Source organism: Devosia sp. Root105 (assembly GCF_001424865.1).
Classification (GTDB): Bacteria; Pseudomonadota; Alphaproteobacteria; order Rhizobiales; family Devosiaceae; genus Devosia_A.
Window position 1 is genome coordinate 25,603 of sequence record NZ_LMCR01000019.1, and the last position, 16,424, is coordinate 42,026.

Below are 16,424 nucleotides of genomic sequence, written 5' to 3' on the forward strand. Positions count from 1 at the left end.
AAGCGACAGCTCCGGGCTGGGACGCTGTGATCGAGGAGACCAATGTCCCCTTTGGGCCAGAAGAGCTCGCGGCGGGCCACCAAACGTAACTCTTTCGCGCAGTTTCGCGGGCAACCTTATGTTTGTGCTCGGGCGTGAGTGCGGCCGCGAATTAATTGTCAACAAGATCAGCTACTTAGATAGTAATGTAAGGAACTGCGTGGTAGCTTACATTTTGGTCCGGTTACTCCTGAAGCTCGTCACCCCTATCTTCGGCTCACGTCATGGAATGAGGCTCGCCAGGGCATCAAAGAGTGACCGCTGAAGTTCATCGTCGTGATATGCAAAGACTACTTCTAGACGGGGGGCGCCAACGTCGGGATGGGTGATCTGAACCCGCACTCGGAATTCCGACGTTGCCGAAATCATCGATTCACTCACTCCGGGCTCGCAAAGCAACAGAACCATCGTCGTGGCGTTTTCCAGCTTGTTCCGTTGGATGCGCCACTCATTCCACTCGGCTTTCGGCAATTTGTTGAGTACATCTGCAGGGACGGAATGTAGTCTCGACGTTATGGAGTTTATAAAATTCGTCGCGTCGGCAGTAATCTGACTTTGTAGCACCACAAGTTGGGTGTCATAGTCGAATTCAAGTCTATTCATTTGGTTAATCATGTTATTTGCCATTTCTGTTGTGCTACATTACTTATGTAACGGGTATTTTGCTTCCCAGCGTTAATTAGGCGTAACTAGCATCGCCGATGCGCAATTGCTTTGCGCCAGTCCGAGGTCGCGTTGGCGACCCCGGAGTGTTTGCCCGCCAAGGTGACAGCTAGACCGACCTAGACCTGCTTTTGGCGATGAGCTTGTCCATCGCTTTGCCGATTTCTCGGATGCTGACGTGCCCAGCTTGAGCAAGCCGCAGGGCCTGACTTGGCGATACATCCAGGCCCTCGGCAGCGAGCACAGCAATCACTCTGTTTACCCAAGCGTTTGGTGGTGGCATCGGCACCTCAACGACATCGAGACGGCTTTGAAACCCCGGATCGATCTCGTGCAGGTAGTTGGTGGTGACGATGAAGCCAAACCCGTGCTTGGCGTGTTTGTCGTACAACGCCCGAACGTCCAACTGCTTCTGCTTCAACTGGTCGAACTCGTTGATGACGACCCGAGGGTAATCCAACCGAATCTTTTCGCCATTCCACTGGTTGATAATCGCTTCGGTTGAGCTGGACGACCAATCCGCAGGCTCAATCACGTAGGGAGCATTGGGGCTCCCTGCGGCGATCAATAGTTCTCGCTGAATGACCTCAGCAATCGTACTCTTGCCGGTGCCGTAGGGGCCGTAGAGGAGGAGCGAATCGCTCCTCCTCCCTTCTGCATAGTCTTGAAGGTCGCTCTGCAACTGTGGTGTTGCAAAGACCAGGTCAGCGAAGGCAAGCGGCCGATGCTTGTCAAACACGGTCATGCCGCAAGCTCCGCGCTGATTGCGTCGACCACATCAGCAACGGTCGCGGCCTGCGAAACGGCTGCGTTGGTTGCGTTGTGCGCCTTGCTCTGCTGCTCAACAGCCTTGCCAGCGAGTAGCAACATGGAGTCGACAAGCGCAGCGTTGTTGTCGCCGTAGACGACCTCGTAGGCACCAGCTTCGGATCGACGCACCAGCGCGATCGCGAACTTGCTGAAGGTGTCAGACGTGGGCTGAAGCGACGCTAGGTCCGAAGGCAGGGTAGCCAGCGCTGGAGCCGCATCTAGGTGACTTCGACCCAGCTGGATTTGGTCCTGTCGCCGCTGCTTTTTATCGGAACCGCTCCCGTCCTGCGAGGCGACCTGGGTAAGGCCACCGTTGCGGAGTAGCCATTCCGTCATGGATTGGCCTTCGGGCATCTTCCCTGCAGCAAGCCGGATAACCTTGGCGTAGACGAACTCCTGCGGTTCGTCGGCACCAAAGACCCAGCGCACGACGCGAGTGGCGAGATTGGCGTTGCGGTTGGACTTGATGCCACGAAGGTCGAGAGCTTCGGTGAGCTTGGTCTTAAGTGCGAGGCTGGGAGAGAGCTCCCGATAGAGGAGGACACAGCGGCTGAGCAACGTATGCAGCTCGTCGTTGCTGGCCTTGAGCGTGCCCTGCTGCCACTTGACTCGGGCAGTGGCAAGCTCATCGAGCTTTGCGATCATCTGATCGATAGTGATTTGATTAGACATATGATTTGCTTTCACAATTTGGCGCCGTAGCGCAGGCCGGCGGAAATGCCGTTCGCCATGTCGTGAGGTATGCCAGACTTGACACGAAAATTCTGTCGCACGAACGATTGTGGCGATTCTTGTCAATGGAGCGCTAATGAAGCCGACGTCCAAAAGGCCGAGTATCTATGAGGTCAGCCGAACCAAGCACTCGGTGCGAGTGACATCAGATTGGCGCTACTATGCGTTTTTCCGGCTGCTGCAGATCAGTCCGAGCTATTGGCAGGCGCATCAGCTTGAGACGGGGAAACCTGCGCCGGATGTGCTGCCGTCGGATATCCAAGCTGTTCGCCGCACCTACAGGCAGTTTGGAGAGGTTTGGTCGCGACCCTATTGGGACTGGTGGTTTGACGTTGGCCAATACGAGTTCGGAACAGACGCGCCGCCTACGGTCGTTCAACTGGTAAGGACGTCCGCCCGAAGTACGCCGTCACCATCGGACCTGGAGCGGCTGAGCGAACAGATCAAGCAACACTACATGGGCGACCTTCGCCGAGTGGGATGGCCAGCCACGATACTACTGTCGGTGCCCCTCAACGGGGGCAAGAAGGACGTCCTCCGCCAGATTGATGAGCTGTTTGATGAAGCCGCCCAAGCGGTTAGCGCACCACGCACTGCCGCTCGTTTTCAAATGATCCGCAACAAGGTCCGTGATGTTACGGTCGACCAGGCGATCAGAGCGGTGCAAGCGAGAGCGGAGTATCTGAAGGAATCCCTATTCGCTGTGGGAGTCAGAGCGAAATTCTCGCGCAGCTATGCGGAGGCGGGGAATAGAACCGGGTTAGCGCAGTTGGTCAGCCGTCACCTGCTGCACGCGCACCGGCTGGCCGAAAATGCCGCCCGTGGCTTGTTTCCTTCACTTGTGGCTCTTCCAGATACTCAACCTGCCTTCGACCTCGCGTTAATTCGACGGCAGCAACAAGAGCACGCGGAGCTCTCTTGGGATGCGTTGCAGAAGATACCCACCGACCTGCGCACGAACGAACACAGGTTTGCGGGCTCAAACCGGACAATCGCCTACGACGATGGCCCGATGAAGGAGTATCAGCTAAAGCTGCCTCCCAGCCGCCGTTAGCACCTGCTGGTAGATCGCCTCCTCGGCCTCAGCGGATATCTCCTCGCTGCGAAAGCCAAAGCTTGAGGCGATTATGCTGGTGTCGAGCAGCTGCTCGCGAATCGAATAGAGCGTAATGAATGGCTCGGGCGGCACGAGCAAGTCTTGCGGATCAACCCGCCGAAAGAACCCAACTTCGTATTGGTGGACTTCCACCTGGCCCTCCAACTGGACCTCATGCAGGCCGACATAGGTGTGATCGGGCATGAAATGGGAGTGACTGCCTGACGCGGAAGTGGCTAGTTGCCCAATCCAGTTGGCGATCATCACGTCGATGCGCCCGTTCCTCGGCCTCGATATCAGGCAGCTCGATCTCGAGTTGATCGGCATGTTCGAGGTCATCGAAGTTCTCGATCAGGTGATCCGGAAATCGCTCAAGGGAACAATCTGCGAGTGCCATTGCTGCTCCAGAGCGTCAGCTAGCGATGCGAGCTGAGCAAAGCGTCTGTTCGTCCTGCGCAACACGCGGTGTTGCTGGGCACTCGCAGAGCTTTGAGTTTCCATTGGAATTAGCAGAGGACGGGTCATTCGTCTTCCAGTGATTGGCGCTTCGATGGATCATCGGTTCCTCGGATCCTGAATTTTTGATCTGAGATGCGAAGCCATTGCTGCGGTCCATGACCGCCCGCCTGGTTCTCAACGATGTCACATCTTCTCCTACCTGAACGGCGTGGCCTGAGCCGGTAGGGTCAAATGGTTTGGTGAGCTCTCTCGCTCATGAGTTCGCGGAGCAGGAAGAACTGCTCGTCGGAGTAACCCGGCAACAGTAGCTCCTTCATGCAATATGTGACGCCACGCGGGAGGTCGTAGATCGACTGGAAGTCGATCGTGCCGCTTGGACAGATCTTGTTCCAGATCAGCGCTGAGGTCATCCGAAGGCCCTCTTCCGCGCCTGAGGGAAACCGCAATAGCCCGTGCAGGTGGATGTTGCTGGCAACGTGCTCGATGAAGAACACACCGTCGGTGCGCTCTTCTGCCGATTTTTTGCTCCAGCTAGGACCTAGCAGTTTGCGATCCATCCGGGCACAGAAGTCTCGTGCGCGCTTGCGGATGCTCGCGATCGTGCCATCCTGGTTTGAAGCCAGGGTCACGAAGTACTGGACGTCCATGCCAGTGCACAGTTTGACGTAGGCTGCTCTCAGTTCGTTCAATTCGTCTCCTTGGCCAAGATAGCTTCCTGGCCAAGGTATTTATGTCAGTCGAACTGCTGTGGATGACGAATTAGAACGTTGGGAAGTCCCCTTACTTAGGTCGCTTCCGGGAAGGCGTCGTTGGATGAGGTGGTGTAGCAGGTCTGCGACCCAGCCCGATCTGCTTGGCCAGCTTGGAGCGGGCCTCCGCATAGTTCGGCGCAACCATCGGATAGTCCGCAGGTAAGCCCCATTTGGCCCGGTACTCTCCGGGCGTCAGTCCGCGAACCGCGAGGTGCCGCTTCAAGCTCTTATAGGGCTTGCCGTCCTCCAGACTGATCAGGTGATCCGGCGTGATAGTCTTCTTGACCGGCACAGGCGGTTTTGGCGCCTCTAGTTTCAGCGGCGCCGGTACGGAACCGCCGAGCTGCCGAAGTGCGGCGTAAACCGAAGTCAACAGTTCGGGAATGCCGGTCGGCGATAGCGGATTGTTGCTGACATAGGCGGACACGATATCCGCACTTAGCTCTACTAGGTCAGTGCTTTGTTCTTCCGTCACGTGGTGCTCCTGCGATCCGCCGAAGCTACGAGGGCCACCCTTCGGGGTCAACGCATTGGACGTCGACACCCAGAATATCAGGAACTGTGCAGTTCCTTACATTTCCACCTAAGCCGCTGGTTTTGCTGGCGATCGTTTCGTCAGCTTGATGCGCTTTAACCGCAAACATAACGATGTCCGTGCGACCCATCGATATCCTTCGGTTAGCGCTCCGCAAATGTCTGCTTTTGGCCCGAACCGGACTTTCACATTCATAGTTTAACACCGCGGGCAGGTCGGCGCTTTTGAAGGACAAGCGCGTCGTCGACCGCCGCGACGAATGCCCGTGGACTCTCCTGAGGCAGGTTGTGCCCGATCCCGCCGCTGATCGTGCGGTGTGCATGGCCGCCGATGAACTTGTGGGCGTACGTCGAGGGATCAGGGTGCGGCGCGCCGTTGGCGTCGCCCTCGAGGCTGATCGTCGGGACGGTGATAGGGGGCAGTTGCGCGAGCTTCGCCTCCAGATCGTCGAGTCCAGGATCGCTCGCGGCGAGGTCGAGCCGCCATCGATAGTTGTGGATCACGATCTCGACATGGTCCGGATTGTCGAAGGCCGTTGCCGTTCGCGCAAACGTCGCTTCGTCGAATGCCCAGCGTGGTGACGCCGTTTGCCAGATGTGCCGGGCAAAGTCGTTCCGATAGCGTGCGTAGCCGAGACGACCGCGCTCGGTGGCAAAGTAGTATTGATACCACCAGGCGTGTTCCGCGGTCGGCGACAGCGGCGCCGCGCCGGTGGCCTGGCTCGAGATGAGATAGCCGCTGACGGCCACGAGGGCGGTGCACCGCGCCGGCCACAGCGCAGCGACGCAGCAGGCTGCGCGTGCGCCCCAATCGGCTCCGGCGAGCGTCGCTACCTCGATGTCGAGCGCATCCATCAGCGCGACGACGTCGAGCGCCAGCGCGGCCGGCTGCGCGTTGCGCGGTGCCGCGTCGTCCCGAAATCGCGTCGTGCCGAAACCGCGCTGATACGGCACGATGACACGAAACCCTCGGTCGGCCAGTAGAGGAGCTGCGTCGGCATAGGTGTGAATGTCGTAAGGCCAGCCGTGGAGGAGGAGCACCGCTGGCCCTTCTCTCGGGCCCAGTTCGGCATAGCCGATGCTCAGGGTGGGAGTTTCGGCCTGTCGTAGAAGTTCAGTCAGCATGATTGACCGGGACCGGCCCGTTGTCGACGCGCGGTGTTCGGGTCGCCTGAAGAGTCTCTAGGGCCGCACCGACGCGTCGTGCGATCGCGATGCTGAATTGGCGGTCAGGCTGGGTGTGCTCGTAGTCGTGCAACTGTTCGACGGTGATGCCGGCGGTATTTGCCATCTCTTCGCGCGTGACGCCGAGCGAAATGCGCCGGTTCTTGTCGCCGCGGGGAAGCCGTTCATGAGGGTCGGAGGGGAACGTCATGTTGTACCTCAGCGGTAGCCGTTGCCGGCGATGTAGTTGATGAGCTCACTTTCCTGTCGTTCCTCGTTGCTGAGGATGGCTTCGAGCGCATCGCGAATATCGAGCGTGCCGATGGGACGCCCGCTTGCACCGAGAAGGGGCAAGTTCTGGAGTCGGCGCTGCACCATGAGCTGCCAGGTCTGGCGCAAGTCCGAGGCGGCCGACGCGAAGACCACCGCACGCGACATCACCTCGGCGAGCGGGGCTTCCGTACTGCCCGACCTCGCCAGGTGGCGAACGAGGTCGGATTTGCTGACCACGCCGCTCGCCTCGCCGGTGTCGGTGCAGACGATGAGCAGGCCGAGCTGTGCGTCTGCGAACGCACCCGCTGCATCGCGAACCGAACGCCGTTCGTCGAGGGTTCGGAAGCGTGCGCGCGTTTCTTGGGTAAGGTCGGAGACGAACATGGCTCGACCTCAGGCCGCTTGCCGGCCGCGCGACAGCCATTCGTCGAGACCGATCGACCCGATGAAGGGGTGGTCGGCCGCCGGCACCAGCGCGGTCTCGCCGATGTGGACACCGAAATAGGTCGCCGCTGGGTCGCAGATGACGAGACGCTCGTCATGATTGACCGCCAGAACGCGCCCCACCAGGTCAGTGAGCCGGTAGGCCTGCGGACCGGCGAGTTCCAATCGGCCGTTGGCAGCCGGGCGCAGCGCCAGCTGCGCGAGCGTTTCGGCAACGTCGTCGGCTGCAACAGGCTGCGTGAGCGCGGGTGGCAAACGAACGATCTGGTCCTGCGTGCTCGAGGAGGCGATCCCGTTGACGAACTCAAAAAACTGCGTTGATCGGAGGATCGTGTAGGGAACGCCGGATTCTTCGATCAACTGCTCCTGCAGCCGCTTGGCCCGGAAGTAACCGCTGTCTTGGAGCTGGTCGGTCCCGACCACCGACAGCGCCACATGGTGTCTGACGCCTGCCGCGTTCTCGGCCGCGAACAGATTGTTGCCCGAGGCGAAGAAGAAGTCCCACGCAACAGCGCTGTCAAACGAAGGTGAGTTGGCGACATCGATCACCACCTCGGCGTCCTCCATTGCTTCGGGCAGACCGTCGCCCGTCACCGAGTTGATGCCGGTCGCAGGCGAGGCGGCAATCACGAGATGTCCGCCCTGTCGCAACCTGCCGACGAGCCTCGAGCCGATGAGGCCGCTGCCGCCTATCACTACAATCTTCATGATGTTCACCTGTGTTGGAGCCAAAGTTACCTGGGCAGCTTTGCCGATGCTCCCGGCACCCACCATTGCGCGGAGGACGTGGGGAGCTATGCCTGTTGTCGAGGGCTCTACACCGCGGGGATAGGTCTTAGACGATGGTGGGGAGGCGCAGCGTCACGGCGGTTCCACGACCGAGCGTGCTGCTGATCGTGATGCGGCCGCCCGCCTCCTCGATGAACTGCCTGGCCCCGGCAAGCCCCATACCGCTCCCGGTCGGCTTGGTGCTGAACCGAGGCTCGAGCGCTCGGGCGAGGACGTCTTTCTCCATCCCGGTGCCTGTATCGGTGACGGTGACTTCTACTTCCGGTGCCTCTGGCCCGTCGGCGAACAAGGCTGAGATGGAGAGCACGCCACCGTCGGGCATTGCATCGCGAGCATTGATGGCGAGGTTCACCAGAACATTCTGTAGACCCAAGCGGTTGACTCGTACCTTTGGGACGATCCCGACGTGCAATCGGACCCGAACGTTGGGCCCTGTGACATATCGAAGTAGGGTTCCCATCTCGGCAAGGCATTCGTCGAGACGAACGTCTTCACCGCTGGTGAGGCCGGTTCTCGATAGGCGGATGAGGGCGCCTGCCCGATCCAGCGAATCCTCTGCCTGGGCGACCATTGCCCAGAGGGTGTGGGAACTGGCCACTCCGTTGTGGCGAGACATCAGCCGCATCGCGGACATGGCGATCTGGATGTAGTTGCCAACATCATGGATGAGCACGGCCGTGGCGTCATGGGCCAACGGCGGAAGGATCTCTGTCATCGGTGACTCCTGTGCAATGGGTTGCGGCGGGCTCGGCCCGCCGCAGAAGTCTCACGACTGCGAGAAGACAAAGCGCAGATAGCCGGTAGCCTGGCCAATGGCACCACGCACGGCGGCGGAGGCCGCGAGGGCGTTCAGCATCATGAAGTCGTGGATGGTGCCGTTGTACCGCACGGACGTCACCCGGACACCAGCCTCGGCGAGCTTGCGGCCGTAGGCCTCGCCCTCGTCGCGGAGAACGTCATTCTCATCGGTGATGATGAGCGCCTGGGGAAGCCCTGCGAGCTCATCCATTGTCGCGTTGAGCGGCGAAGCATGGCTTTGTGCCCGCTGATTGGCATCAGGCAGGTACTGGTCCCAGTACCAGGCCATGGCCGCCGCAGTAAGCCAGGGGCCCGTCGCGAACTGCTCATATGAGCGCGTCGACATCGAGCCATCGGTGACGGGATAGAACAAGAGCTGCGCCTTGAAGCTCGGTCCTTTGCGCTCCTTGGCCAACAGCGCGATCACTGCCGCCATATTGCCCCCAACGCTGTCGCCAGCGATAACCACGCGGCTGCCGTCGATCATCAGCTTGTCGGCATTGTCGGCGACGTGCTTGGCCACCGCGTAGCCCTGCTCTATTGCGACCGGAAAGCGGGCCTCCGGCGAGCGCTCATAGTCGACGAAGACGAGCGCGGCATTGGCACAGATCGCCAGCTCCCGGACCAACCGGTCGTGAGTGTCGCGATCCCCGAGAACCCACCCGCCACCGTGCATGTAGATGATGGCAGGCAGAGCGCCGGTCGCGCCGGAGGGCCGCACAACGCGGATGTTGGTGCCGCCGGTCGGGCCCAGGGGGAGCGTCACGTCCTTGATCTGGACGTCGGCAAGCGTGACGCTGGCGGCCTTCTGCACACCTGATAGCACGTCCCGCGCGTCGGGGACGCTGAGGGTCTGGATCGGCTTGCCGCCGGTAAGACCGTCGAGGAAGGTCTTGACGACCGGCTCCAGTACCGGGGTGGGGATGATCTGCATGTTCACTTCGGGTTCCTTTCGATGATGGGAGAGCGATCGTCGCTCCGCCTCATCTCCGTTCGATCAGACCGATCCGGCCATCCTGCCACGAGGTCAGGTCTACCTCTCCAAGAGACGTAGACACTCCCGGCTCAGGGCGAGGCTCATGTGGACCGATACTGAGGCGGCGCTGTTCGTCTGCAGGGCCGGACCTGGTCTCGGGCGTGAATGTCCGGTGTTCGAATGCACGTCATGTTCATCCACAGCCAATCATGGCTGAATGGAGAATCTCAAAATGCAGAAGACCCTTGGAGTAATCGCCCTTGCCGCCGCGGCAGCGCTTGGTGGAGGTAGCGGCGTCGTGGCGCAAGACGTGGCCAAGCCGACTATTGTTCTGGTGCACGGCGCCTTCGCCGATGCCTCGGGCTGGAACGGTGTTATCTCCCAGCTCAACAAGGATGGCTACCAGACCATCGCGACCGCGAACCCGCTGCGCAGTCTTTCTGGCGACGCTGCCTCGCTGTCCGCGGTGGTCAAGTCGATCCCCGGGGACGTGGTCCTGGTCGGCCACTCCTATGGTGGCCTCGTCATCACCGAAGCCGCAAACGGCAACGCCAACGTCAGGGCTCTGGTCTACGTCGCAGGCTTCATCCCCGAGGTCGGCGAGTCCGCCTTCATCCTGTCCGGCAAATTCCCTGGCTCGACGCTGGGTGACGCGCTGCAGCCCGTGCCGCTGCCGGATGGCAATGTCGATCTCTACATCCAGTCGGCCAAGTTCCACGATCAGTTCGCGGCGGACGTGCCGGCCGAGGTCACGGCTCTGATGGCTGCCACGCAGCGTCCGGTGACGCAGGCGGCTCTCGAGGAACTGACCACCGTTGCGAGCTGGAAGACGGTGCCTGCCTTCACGATCTACGGCTCCGCCGACTACAACATTCCTGCTGCCGTGCAGGAGTTCATGGCCGAGCGCGCCAAGGTCGGCAAAGCCATCGCCATCGAAGGCGGCTCGCACGCGCTGATGATCTCGCACCCTGATGAAGTGACGGGTCTCATCGAACAGGCCGCAAGCGGCAAGTAGTCAGGAAGGGGCCGGCTGCGAGGCCGGCCCTTATCCGTGGCTAGGCGATGCCTTCGTACTGCATCGCCGCCCGAGCCGCGGGGCGCGCGGCGACGCGGTCGCAGAAGCTGGCCAGGACCGGAGGGGTCTCCACCTCGAAGCGTCGTGACCAGAGCAGCATAACGAACAGATAGAAGTCGGCGACGGTTGGCGTCTCGCCGAACAAATAGTCCGATCGCAGGCGGGCTGCGACAAACCGCAAATGCCCCATCACCACTTGCGCGGCACGCGCTTTGTCGACCTCGCTCCCTGCGTGCCAGAACGGCTTGAAGGCGCGATGCAACTCGGTGCTGATGAAAGTCAGCGCCTCGAGCTGGCGGGTACGGCCAAGCGGCCCCTGCACGCCGAGGCAGGGGTACGTGGCAGCGATCCAATCGAGCACGGCGATGTTCTCGGTGAGCACCTCGCCGTCATCGAGCACCAGCGCGGGAACGTATGACTTGCCGGAGATGTCTGTGAGCGCCCGACCTGACTCGGTGAACTTGGTCTTGAGATCGACGCGTTCACGTTCGAACGTCGCACCTGCTTCGAGCAGTGCGATGTGGTCGGCAAGGCTGCAGGCGAGTGGAGCGTAGTAAAGTTTCATGGCTTGATCCTCAGTGAGACGATCAAGTCTGGGTCGTTTGCGCAGGTAGGTGCACTGGTTGCCAGGCAGGCCGGCCTACATCTCAAAGGCGGTGCCGCTACACCGCGGGGACAGGCACCGCTCGACTGTGGAATGAGCCGCCGCGACTTCCGTAAGATTGAGCCACGGCGGCATCATCGCGCATTGTTCGCTCCGAGCCGTGTCAATCGGACACGACGGCGATGGCGAATACGGGGGTTTTTCCGATTTCTCCCCGTAGCCAACGAAATGGCAGGCGAGCGCTTCACCCGTCCGGCTCCTCACCTAGACCCCACAGCGAGTGCACCTACAATGACGAAGGTCAGCCGCTCGTCAGCCCAACCTATACCGCGAGAGAGGTATTGGCGGGTCTCGAGTTCAGGTAGCGTCTGTTCGAGGCAGGCACCCGGAGGGCGGCAGAAATGCAGGCATCCATACACTTCTCACTGCATAAGCAATGGCTTGGGACGCTCTTGCAGCGACGACGAACACTTGCCACAGCAGCGTCACTCACTGGCCTTTTGATCTTCTGGGTGGGGGCAACTCCCCTCGCCCTTCTTGCCCCAGTCGCCGCGCTGTTTCTCTGCTTCAGCGATAGAGCGGCCCAACTGGCTTTAGTGGTACTCGCGGCGGGCTTGGTCGCCTCTGCGGCAATCGCGCTGCTGAATGCGCAGGACGTACGCTCCATCGCGGCGTCATTCGCAGCGTTTTTCGTTCTCGCTTTCTGTGTCGGTGCGATTGTTACGGCTTCCAGGTCAGGATCGGTGAAAGTCCGCGGCACCAGGCTGGGTCCGCTACCAGATAACAGCCCAATCCATCCCGATGACCGGCCAGCCGCTGCGCATGCTGTTTCGCGCGCGTTCTGGACCAACGTTCCCCAAGTCCTGAAATTCCGGCTGCGCCAGCCGGACGGGAGCTTTCTGTGGACCAACACCCGCACGGACCCTGAACATGGTGCCCATGTGGAGATCAAGGATCTTGTCGCTGGTGGTGTCGGACCGACGACATCGATGGTGGACACTGCCCCAGGTGCCGAGCCAGCACCGGTTCACGCAGCCAAGATCGTCGAGAACCTGTACGGCAACGGCTGGGCATTCGATGCACAAGGGGCATGGATCTACCTGCCACTTTTTGCCCAGTCGACCCTTGGCAAGACTATGGACGACCTTAATGCGTCGCTCAACGAAGGCGAAATAAGCTTTAAATTGCTATTGCATCCGGATGATTATGAAGAGGTCGCGGCCAAGTGGCGACACTCTCTGGCCACCGGGGAAGCCTACAACGCTGAATATCGCATCAAGCGGAAGACCGGCTATGCTTGGGCCCGCACCGCAGCACGCGCGGTTCGCGACGCAAACGGGCAAATACTAGGCTGGTACGGCAACTCAATCGATATCGATGTATACAAAAAGACCCTGGATGCCTTGCGTGACCGAGAGTGGGAACTCTCGAAGATTGTCGACATGACGCCGAGTCACGTCTGGCGTCTCACTCCGCAGGGCCAATTGACCTTCATCAACAAGCGCCTAAGCGACTTCCTCGGATTACAAACTCCCCCACGCGATGTCTTCGCCTACGCACACCCAGACGACGTGCGGCGCACGGAGCAAGCTATCGCCCACTCGCTCGCCACCGGCGAACCCTTCGCGATGCGCTGGCGGATACGCCGTGCCGACGGGGTCTACCGCTGGGTTGACACGAGAGCAGAGTCGCTGCGCGACGACGCGGGCGGCATCGTTGACTGGTATGGGGTGAACGTCGACATCGACAACCAGGTCCGAGCGGAGGAGGTACTTCGCGAGAGCGAGCGCTCTCTGCGTCAGCTCGTGGAAACCCTTCCGGCGATGATCGACTGTGCGTCCCCGGACGGAGAGCCGATTTATCGCAGCCAACAATTGCGACAGTTCTTGGGCTATGACCTTGCGGACCTGGACGGTGACGGAAGTTCGCGCTTGTCAGGCACGCTTGACGCTGGTGTTCATCCCGATGACTTAGCGGGCGTAAGAGACCGGTACGCTATCTCACTGGCAAGTGGACAACCGTACGCTCGTCGGCACAGGCTAAGGCGCTTCGACGGCGAGTATCGCTGGGTGGAAACTAGAGCGGCGCCGATGCGTAGCGTCGATGGACAAATCGTCCAGTGGAACGTCATCTGTCTCGACATTGACGCTGAGGTTCGAGCGCAACAGGAATTAACTCTGGCGCAAGCGCGGATGGCACGTGCAAGCCAGGCCGCCAGTCTCGCCGAGCTCTCGGCGTCCATCGCTCACGAGGTGAATCAACCGCTCGCGGCGATAGTGGCAAATTCGCATGCGCTGCAGCGCTGGCTAGCGACCGACCCACCGAACCTAGAGCGGGCTATAGCGACAGGTGGCCGTATCGTGCGCGATGCTAACACGGCTGCGGAGGTCGTCAGTCGCGTCCGGGCGCTTTTCAACCAATCAAACGATCACCGAACGGCGACAAGTATTGCGGATCTCGCGGCTGAGGCGCGGGACCTGCTCGCTGAAGAGGCGCTTCGACGGGGAGCCACGATGCGGCTCGATGTAGAAGCCGGCCTACCGCCAATTGAACTCGATCGGGTCCAGGTCCAGCAGGTGCTGGTAAACCTGATGCGGAACGCTTTGGAGGCAGGCTCGACAGCCCCATTGGTCCAGGTCAGAGCGTTCGCCACTGACGGCATTATCCAGGTCGACGTTGCTGACAACGGCACGGGAATAGCTTTCCCCGACAAGGTGTTCGACCCATTTTTCACCACCAAGCTTAACGGGATGGGCATGGGCCTCGCCATCTGCCGCAGCATCGTCGAGGCGCATGGCGGAAGGCTATGGGCCGAAAACAACCAAGAAGGCGGCGCGCGATTCAGTTTCACGCTGCCCAAAAGTGAGATGTGAAGTGACCCTAGCCAAAGCCACGATCGCCGTGGTGGACGACGATGTCGGCATGCTGGAATCGCTGGAGGACCTTTTGGAGTCGAGCGGCTACAAGACGATCAAGTTCACGTCTGCAGAGGCATTGCTCGAGGCGGGCCTGCGCCGGTTCGACCTGGTGATCGCCGATATCGGCATGCCAGCGATGGACGGATTCGAACTGCGCGACATCGCCCGGCAACAACGCCCGGACCTACGTGTGTTCCTGATGACCGGGCGCCACGAACTCAGTGAGCGCGGTCGTTCCAAAGGTATCGTGCCGCTTTTCCGCAAGCCGTTCGATGCGCCCGCGCTTATCGAGGCGATCGGCGTTGCGCTTGCCACGAACGTAGCGGAGGACGATCATGATGACGCATAAGACCACGCCTCGCCCCACGGACGCGCATCCAGACGACCGGCCCACGGTCATGGTTGTGGACGATGACATTGCAATTCGCGAGGCGCTGAGCGACCTGGTCGAGTCGGCGGGATACGCCGTGGTCGCTTTCAGCTCCACACAGGATGTGCTGAGCTCCGAAACACTGGACATGCCTGGATGCCTGGTTCTGGATGTCCGGATGCCCGGCGCGAGCGGGCTCGAGCTGCATCGGCAGCTGCAGCGCAGCGGCAACACAAAGCCGGTAATCTTCCTCACGGGCTTTGGCGATATTCCGATGTCCGTCGATGCCATGAGGGGCGGGGCGATCGATTTCCTAACCAAGCCCGTGCGCGATCAGACGCTTCTCGATGCGATCGCCGTCGCGCTGGCCAAGGACGCTAAACAACGCGCTGCGGCCGCGAAACGCAAGGTGACGCTTGACCTGCTCGACACCCTCACGCCTCGCGAGCTCGAAGTCCTCAAGCAGGTCGCCAAAGGGAGATTGAACAAACAGATTGCCTTCGAACTCACCATCAGCGAAGTCACCGTCAAGCTTCACCGCAGCAATGCCATGCGTAAGATGGGCCTGCGCTCGGTGAGCGATCTGATCCACGCTTGGCAGTCTCTCCCAGAGAATTTTCACTAACCCCGTGACACGCATCGCGCCTTTCGATGCAGCTCTGCCCTATGGCCGCTTCTGGCGCTTAGCAGACGCACACGGGCGGCCGCTTTTGGCCCAACGCGGACACTGGCTGAGTGCCATTTTCGGAAAACGCGAACTCCGTTGCGACATGAATGAAGGCGGTGAAAGGCAGGAACAAGCTTCGGCCGGGACATGAAAGAGCTAGGATCCCGGCGCTGGCGAAGTAGGGCTACTCACTCGGCCCACTCAGAATCTGCCGTACCGATGCGTCGGCGTAGCGTACTGAATGTGTATGCCAATGGCTTGGCGCTGCTGATGAAGGTGGCGCCGACCACGGCAAGGACCAGACGATCGTGCTTTGCCTCTCGGGCCGCGGCGACAAGGATGTGGAATCGGTTGGCCGCTATCTGGGGATGAATGAATAACGACCCTGCCCGGAGCCGCGTTGGCGACGGCGCCAGCGGGCTGCTACTGATTATGCCGGGCACGGGCACTGTCTGCCCTCCCTTTCAGAAGTCCTCCAGAGACCGCCGTCAGGTCCGCTGACCGAAACATGACTGATTGCCACCCTTCAAGAGCAGCCACCAAGCGATGACCGAGTCTCCTAGCGAAACGACCGATCCGAGCCTTCCAGTGTCGGTATCCAAAAAGATACGAGACCGCATTCAGTCGGCATCTCGACGGTTCAACGCGAACGACAACATTTCGGAGTTCATTCGGCCCGGCGAGGTGGACGAGCTGTTGGAGGAGGTTGCGGGCAAACTTGAGAGCGTTCTCGAGAGCCTAGTTATAGATACCGCCACAGACCACAATACACGCCAGACCGCTCGGCGAGTGGCCAAGATGTACCTGACAGAAGTGTTTAAAGGACGTTACGAGCCCGCTCCGCCCATCACCGAATTCCCAAATGCCGAGAGCCTGAATGAGCTGATGATCGTGGGCCCCATCACTGTTCGCAGTGCTTGCAGTCACCACCTTTGTCCAATTATGGGCCGTGTGTGGATTGGAGTCCTACCCAATGAACATTCGAACTTAATCGGATTGTCGAAATACGCCAGACTGGCCGAGTGGATTATGGGTCGCCCACAAATTCAAGAGGAAGCGATCAGTCAACTTGCCGACGTGCTTATGCAGAAGGTTACTCCAGACGGTCTGGCCGTTGTTATGGAAGCTGATCATTTCTGTATGCATTGGCGCGGTGTGAAAGATACCTCCGCCAAGATGACAAACAGTGTGATGCGCGGAGCGTTCCTGAAAGACGCGACTCTGCGCCGCGAATTCCTGTCCCTGATCAATAAGGAGTAAC

Annotated in this window: 19 protein-coding genes; 6 read left to right on the forward strand and 13 right to left on the reverse strand. The window is 60.3% G+C overall.

Annotation, left to right across the window (positions count from 1 at the left end; genetic code table 11):
- Nucleotides 1-261 precede the first annotated feature (261 nt).
- From ASC68_RS22555 to ASC68_RS22565, 3 genes are all read right to left on the reverse strand, one after another.
- Nucleotides 262-666: a hypothetical protein gene (locus ASC68_RS22555; protein ID WP_210170544.1), complete on the reverse strand. Its 405-nt coding sequence runs from the start codon at nucleotides 664-666 to the stop codon at nucleotides 262-264.
- 145 nt (nucleotides 667-811) lie between these two features.
- Nucleotides 812-1,447, reverse strand: coding sequence for an AAA family ATPase (locus ASC68_RS22560; RefSeq protein WP_055884505.1), 636 nt, complete (start codon nucleotides 1,445-1,447; stop codon nucleotides 812-814).
- Entirely contained in the window at nucleotides 1,444-2,184 is a 741-nt protein-coding gene (locus tag ASC68_RS22565; RefSeq protein ID WP_055884507.1) for a hypothetical protein, read from the reverse strand. Before ASC68_RS22565 ends, ASC68_RS22560 begins: the two co-directional genes overlap by 4 nt.
- 136 nt (nucleotides 2,185-2,320) lie before the next feature.
- On the opposite strand from ASC68_RS22565, the gene ASC68_RS22570 reads away from it, so the two are divergent.
- Entirely contained in the window at nucleotides 2,321-3,298 is a 978-nt protein-coding gene (locus ASC68_RS22570) for a hypothetical protein (protein WP_055884510.1), read from the forward strand.
- Here the strand turns inward: ASC68_RS22570 and ASC68_RS22575 are convergent.
- From ASC68_RS22575 to ASC68_RS22610, 9 genes are all read right to left on the reverse strand, one after another.
- Nucleotides 3,272-3,679: a hypothetical protein gene (locus ASC68_RS22575; protein WP_055884512.1), complete on the reverse strand. Its 408-nt coding sequence runs from the start codon at nucleotides 3,677-3,679 to the stop codon at nucleotides 3,272-3,274. The genes ASC68_RS22570 and ASC68_RS22575 overlap by 27 nt on opposite strands.
- A 347-nt stretch (nucleotides 3,680-4,026) precedes the next feature.
- Nucleotides 4,027-4,488: a hypothetical protein gene (locus tag ASC68_RS22580; protein ID WP_055884515.1), complete on the reverse strand. Its 462-nt coding sequence runs from the start codon at nucleotides 4,486-4,488 to the stop codon at nucleotides 4,027-4,029.
- A gap of 91 nt (nucleotides 4,489-4,579) precedes the next feature.
- A complete protein-coding gene (locus tag ASC68_RS28460) occupies nucleotides 4,580-5,026 on the reverse strand; it encodes a MucR family transcriptional regulator (protein WP_082528397.1) in 447 nt (148 codons plus the stop codon).
- 251 nt (nucleotides 5,027-5,277) lie between these two features.
- Nucleotides 5,278-6,210 carry an alpha/beta hydrolase gene (locus ASC68_RS22585; protein ID WP_082528398.1) on the reverse strand — a complete coding sequence of 311 codons (933 nt, stop codon included), beginning with the start codon at nucleotides 6,208-6,210 and terminating at the stop codon, nucleotides 5,278-5,280.
- Nucleotides 6,200-6,460: a helix-turn-helix transcriptional regulator gene (locus ASC68_RS22590; protein WP_055884520.1), complete on the reverse strand. Its 261-nt coding sequence runs from the start codon at nucleotides 6,458-6,460 to the stop codon at nucleotides 6,200-6,202. The genes ASC68_RS22585 and ASC68_RS22590 overlap by 11 nt, the downstream gene beginning before the upstream one ends.
- An 8-nt stretch (nucleotides 6,461-6,468) precedes the next feature.
- Nucleotides 6,469-6,906: a CBS domain-containing protein gene (locus ASC68_RS22595; protein ID WP_055884523.1), complete on the reverse strand. Its 438-nt coding sequence runs from the start codon at nucleotides 6,904-6,906 to the stop codon at nucleotides 6,469-6,471.
- Between the two features lie 9 nt (nucleotides 6,907-6,915).
- Nucleotides 6,916-7,674, reverse strand: coding sequence for an SDR family oxidoreductase (locus ASC68_RS22600; RefSeq protein ID WP_055884524.1), 759 nt, complete (start codon nucleotides 7,672-7,674; stop codon nucleotides 6,916-6,918).
- Nucleotides 7,675-7,801: 127 nt separating this feature from the next.
- A complete protein-coding gene (locus tag ASC68_RS22605) occupies nucleotides 7,802-8,470 on the reverse strand; it encodes a sensor histidine kinase (RefSeq protein ID WP_055884527.1) in 669 nt (222 codons plus the stop codon).
- A gap of 51 nt (nucleotides 8,471-8,521) precedes the next feature.
- A complete protein-coding gene (locus ASC68_RS22610) occupies nucleotides 8,522-9,487 on the reverse strand; it encodes an alpha/beta hydrolase (RefSeq protein ID WP_055884530.1) in 966 nt (321 codons plus the stop codon).
- Nucleotides 9,488-9,761: 274 nt separating this feature from the next.
- Here ASC68_RS22610 and ASC68_RS22615 point away from each other — a divergent pair, with 274 nt between their 5' ends.
- Nucleotides 9,762-10,544 (forward strand): alpha/beta hydrolase, encoded by a 783-nt coding sequence (locus ASC68_RS22615; RefSeq protein ID WP_055884532.1) that lies wholly within the window; start codon nucleotides 9,762-9,764, stop codon nucleotides 10,542-10,544.
- Between the two features lie 40 nt (nucleotides 10,545-10,584).
- On the opposite strand, the gene ASC68_RS22620 is transcribed toward ASC68_RS22615, so the two are convergent.
- A complete protein-coding gene (locus ASC68_RS22620; protein WP_055884534.1) occupies nucleotides 10,585-11,169 on the reverse strand; it encodes a glutathione binding-like protein in 585 nt (194 codons plus the stop codon).
- A gap of 440 nt (nucleotides 11,170-11,609) precedes the next feature.
- On the opposite strand from ASC68_RS22620, the gene ASC68_RS22625 reads away from it, so the two are divergent.
- From ASC68_RS22625 to folE, 4 genes are all read left to right on the forward strand, one after another.
- Nucleotides 11,610-14,081: a PAS domain-containing protein gene (locus ASC68_RS22625; RefSeq protein WP_055884537.1), complete on the forward strand. Its 2,472-nt coding sequence runs from the start codon at nucleotides 11,610-11,612 to the stop codon at nucleotides 14,079-14,081.
- A gap of 1 nt (nucleotide 14,082) precedes the next feature.
- The gene (locus ASC68_RS22630; protein WP_248310590.1) at nucleotides 14,083-14,475 is read left to right on the forward strand and encodes a response regulator; all 393 of its coding nucleotides are present in this window, start codon (nucleotides 14,083-14,085) and stop codon (nucleotides 14,473-14,475) included.
- Nucleotides 14,462-15,121: a response regulator transcription factor gene (locus ASC68_RS22635; protein ID WP_082528400.1), complete on the forward strand. Its 660-nt coding sequence runs from the start codon at nucleotides 14,462-14,464 to the stop codon at nucleotides 15,119-15,121. Before ASC68_RS22630 ends, ASC68_RS22635 begins: the two co-directional genes overlap by 14 nt.
- Nucleotides 15,122-15,709: 588 nt before the next feature.
- Nucleotides 15,710-16,423, forward strand: a complete 714-nt coding sequence (gene folE / locus ASC68_RS22640; RefSeq protein WP_055884539.1) for a GTP cyclohydrolase I — start codon at nucleotides 15,710-15,712, stop codon at nucleotides 16,421-16,423.
- Nucleotide 16,424 lies beyond the last annotated feature (1 nt).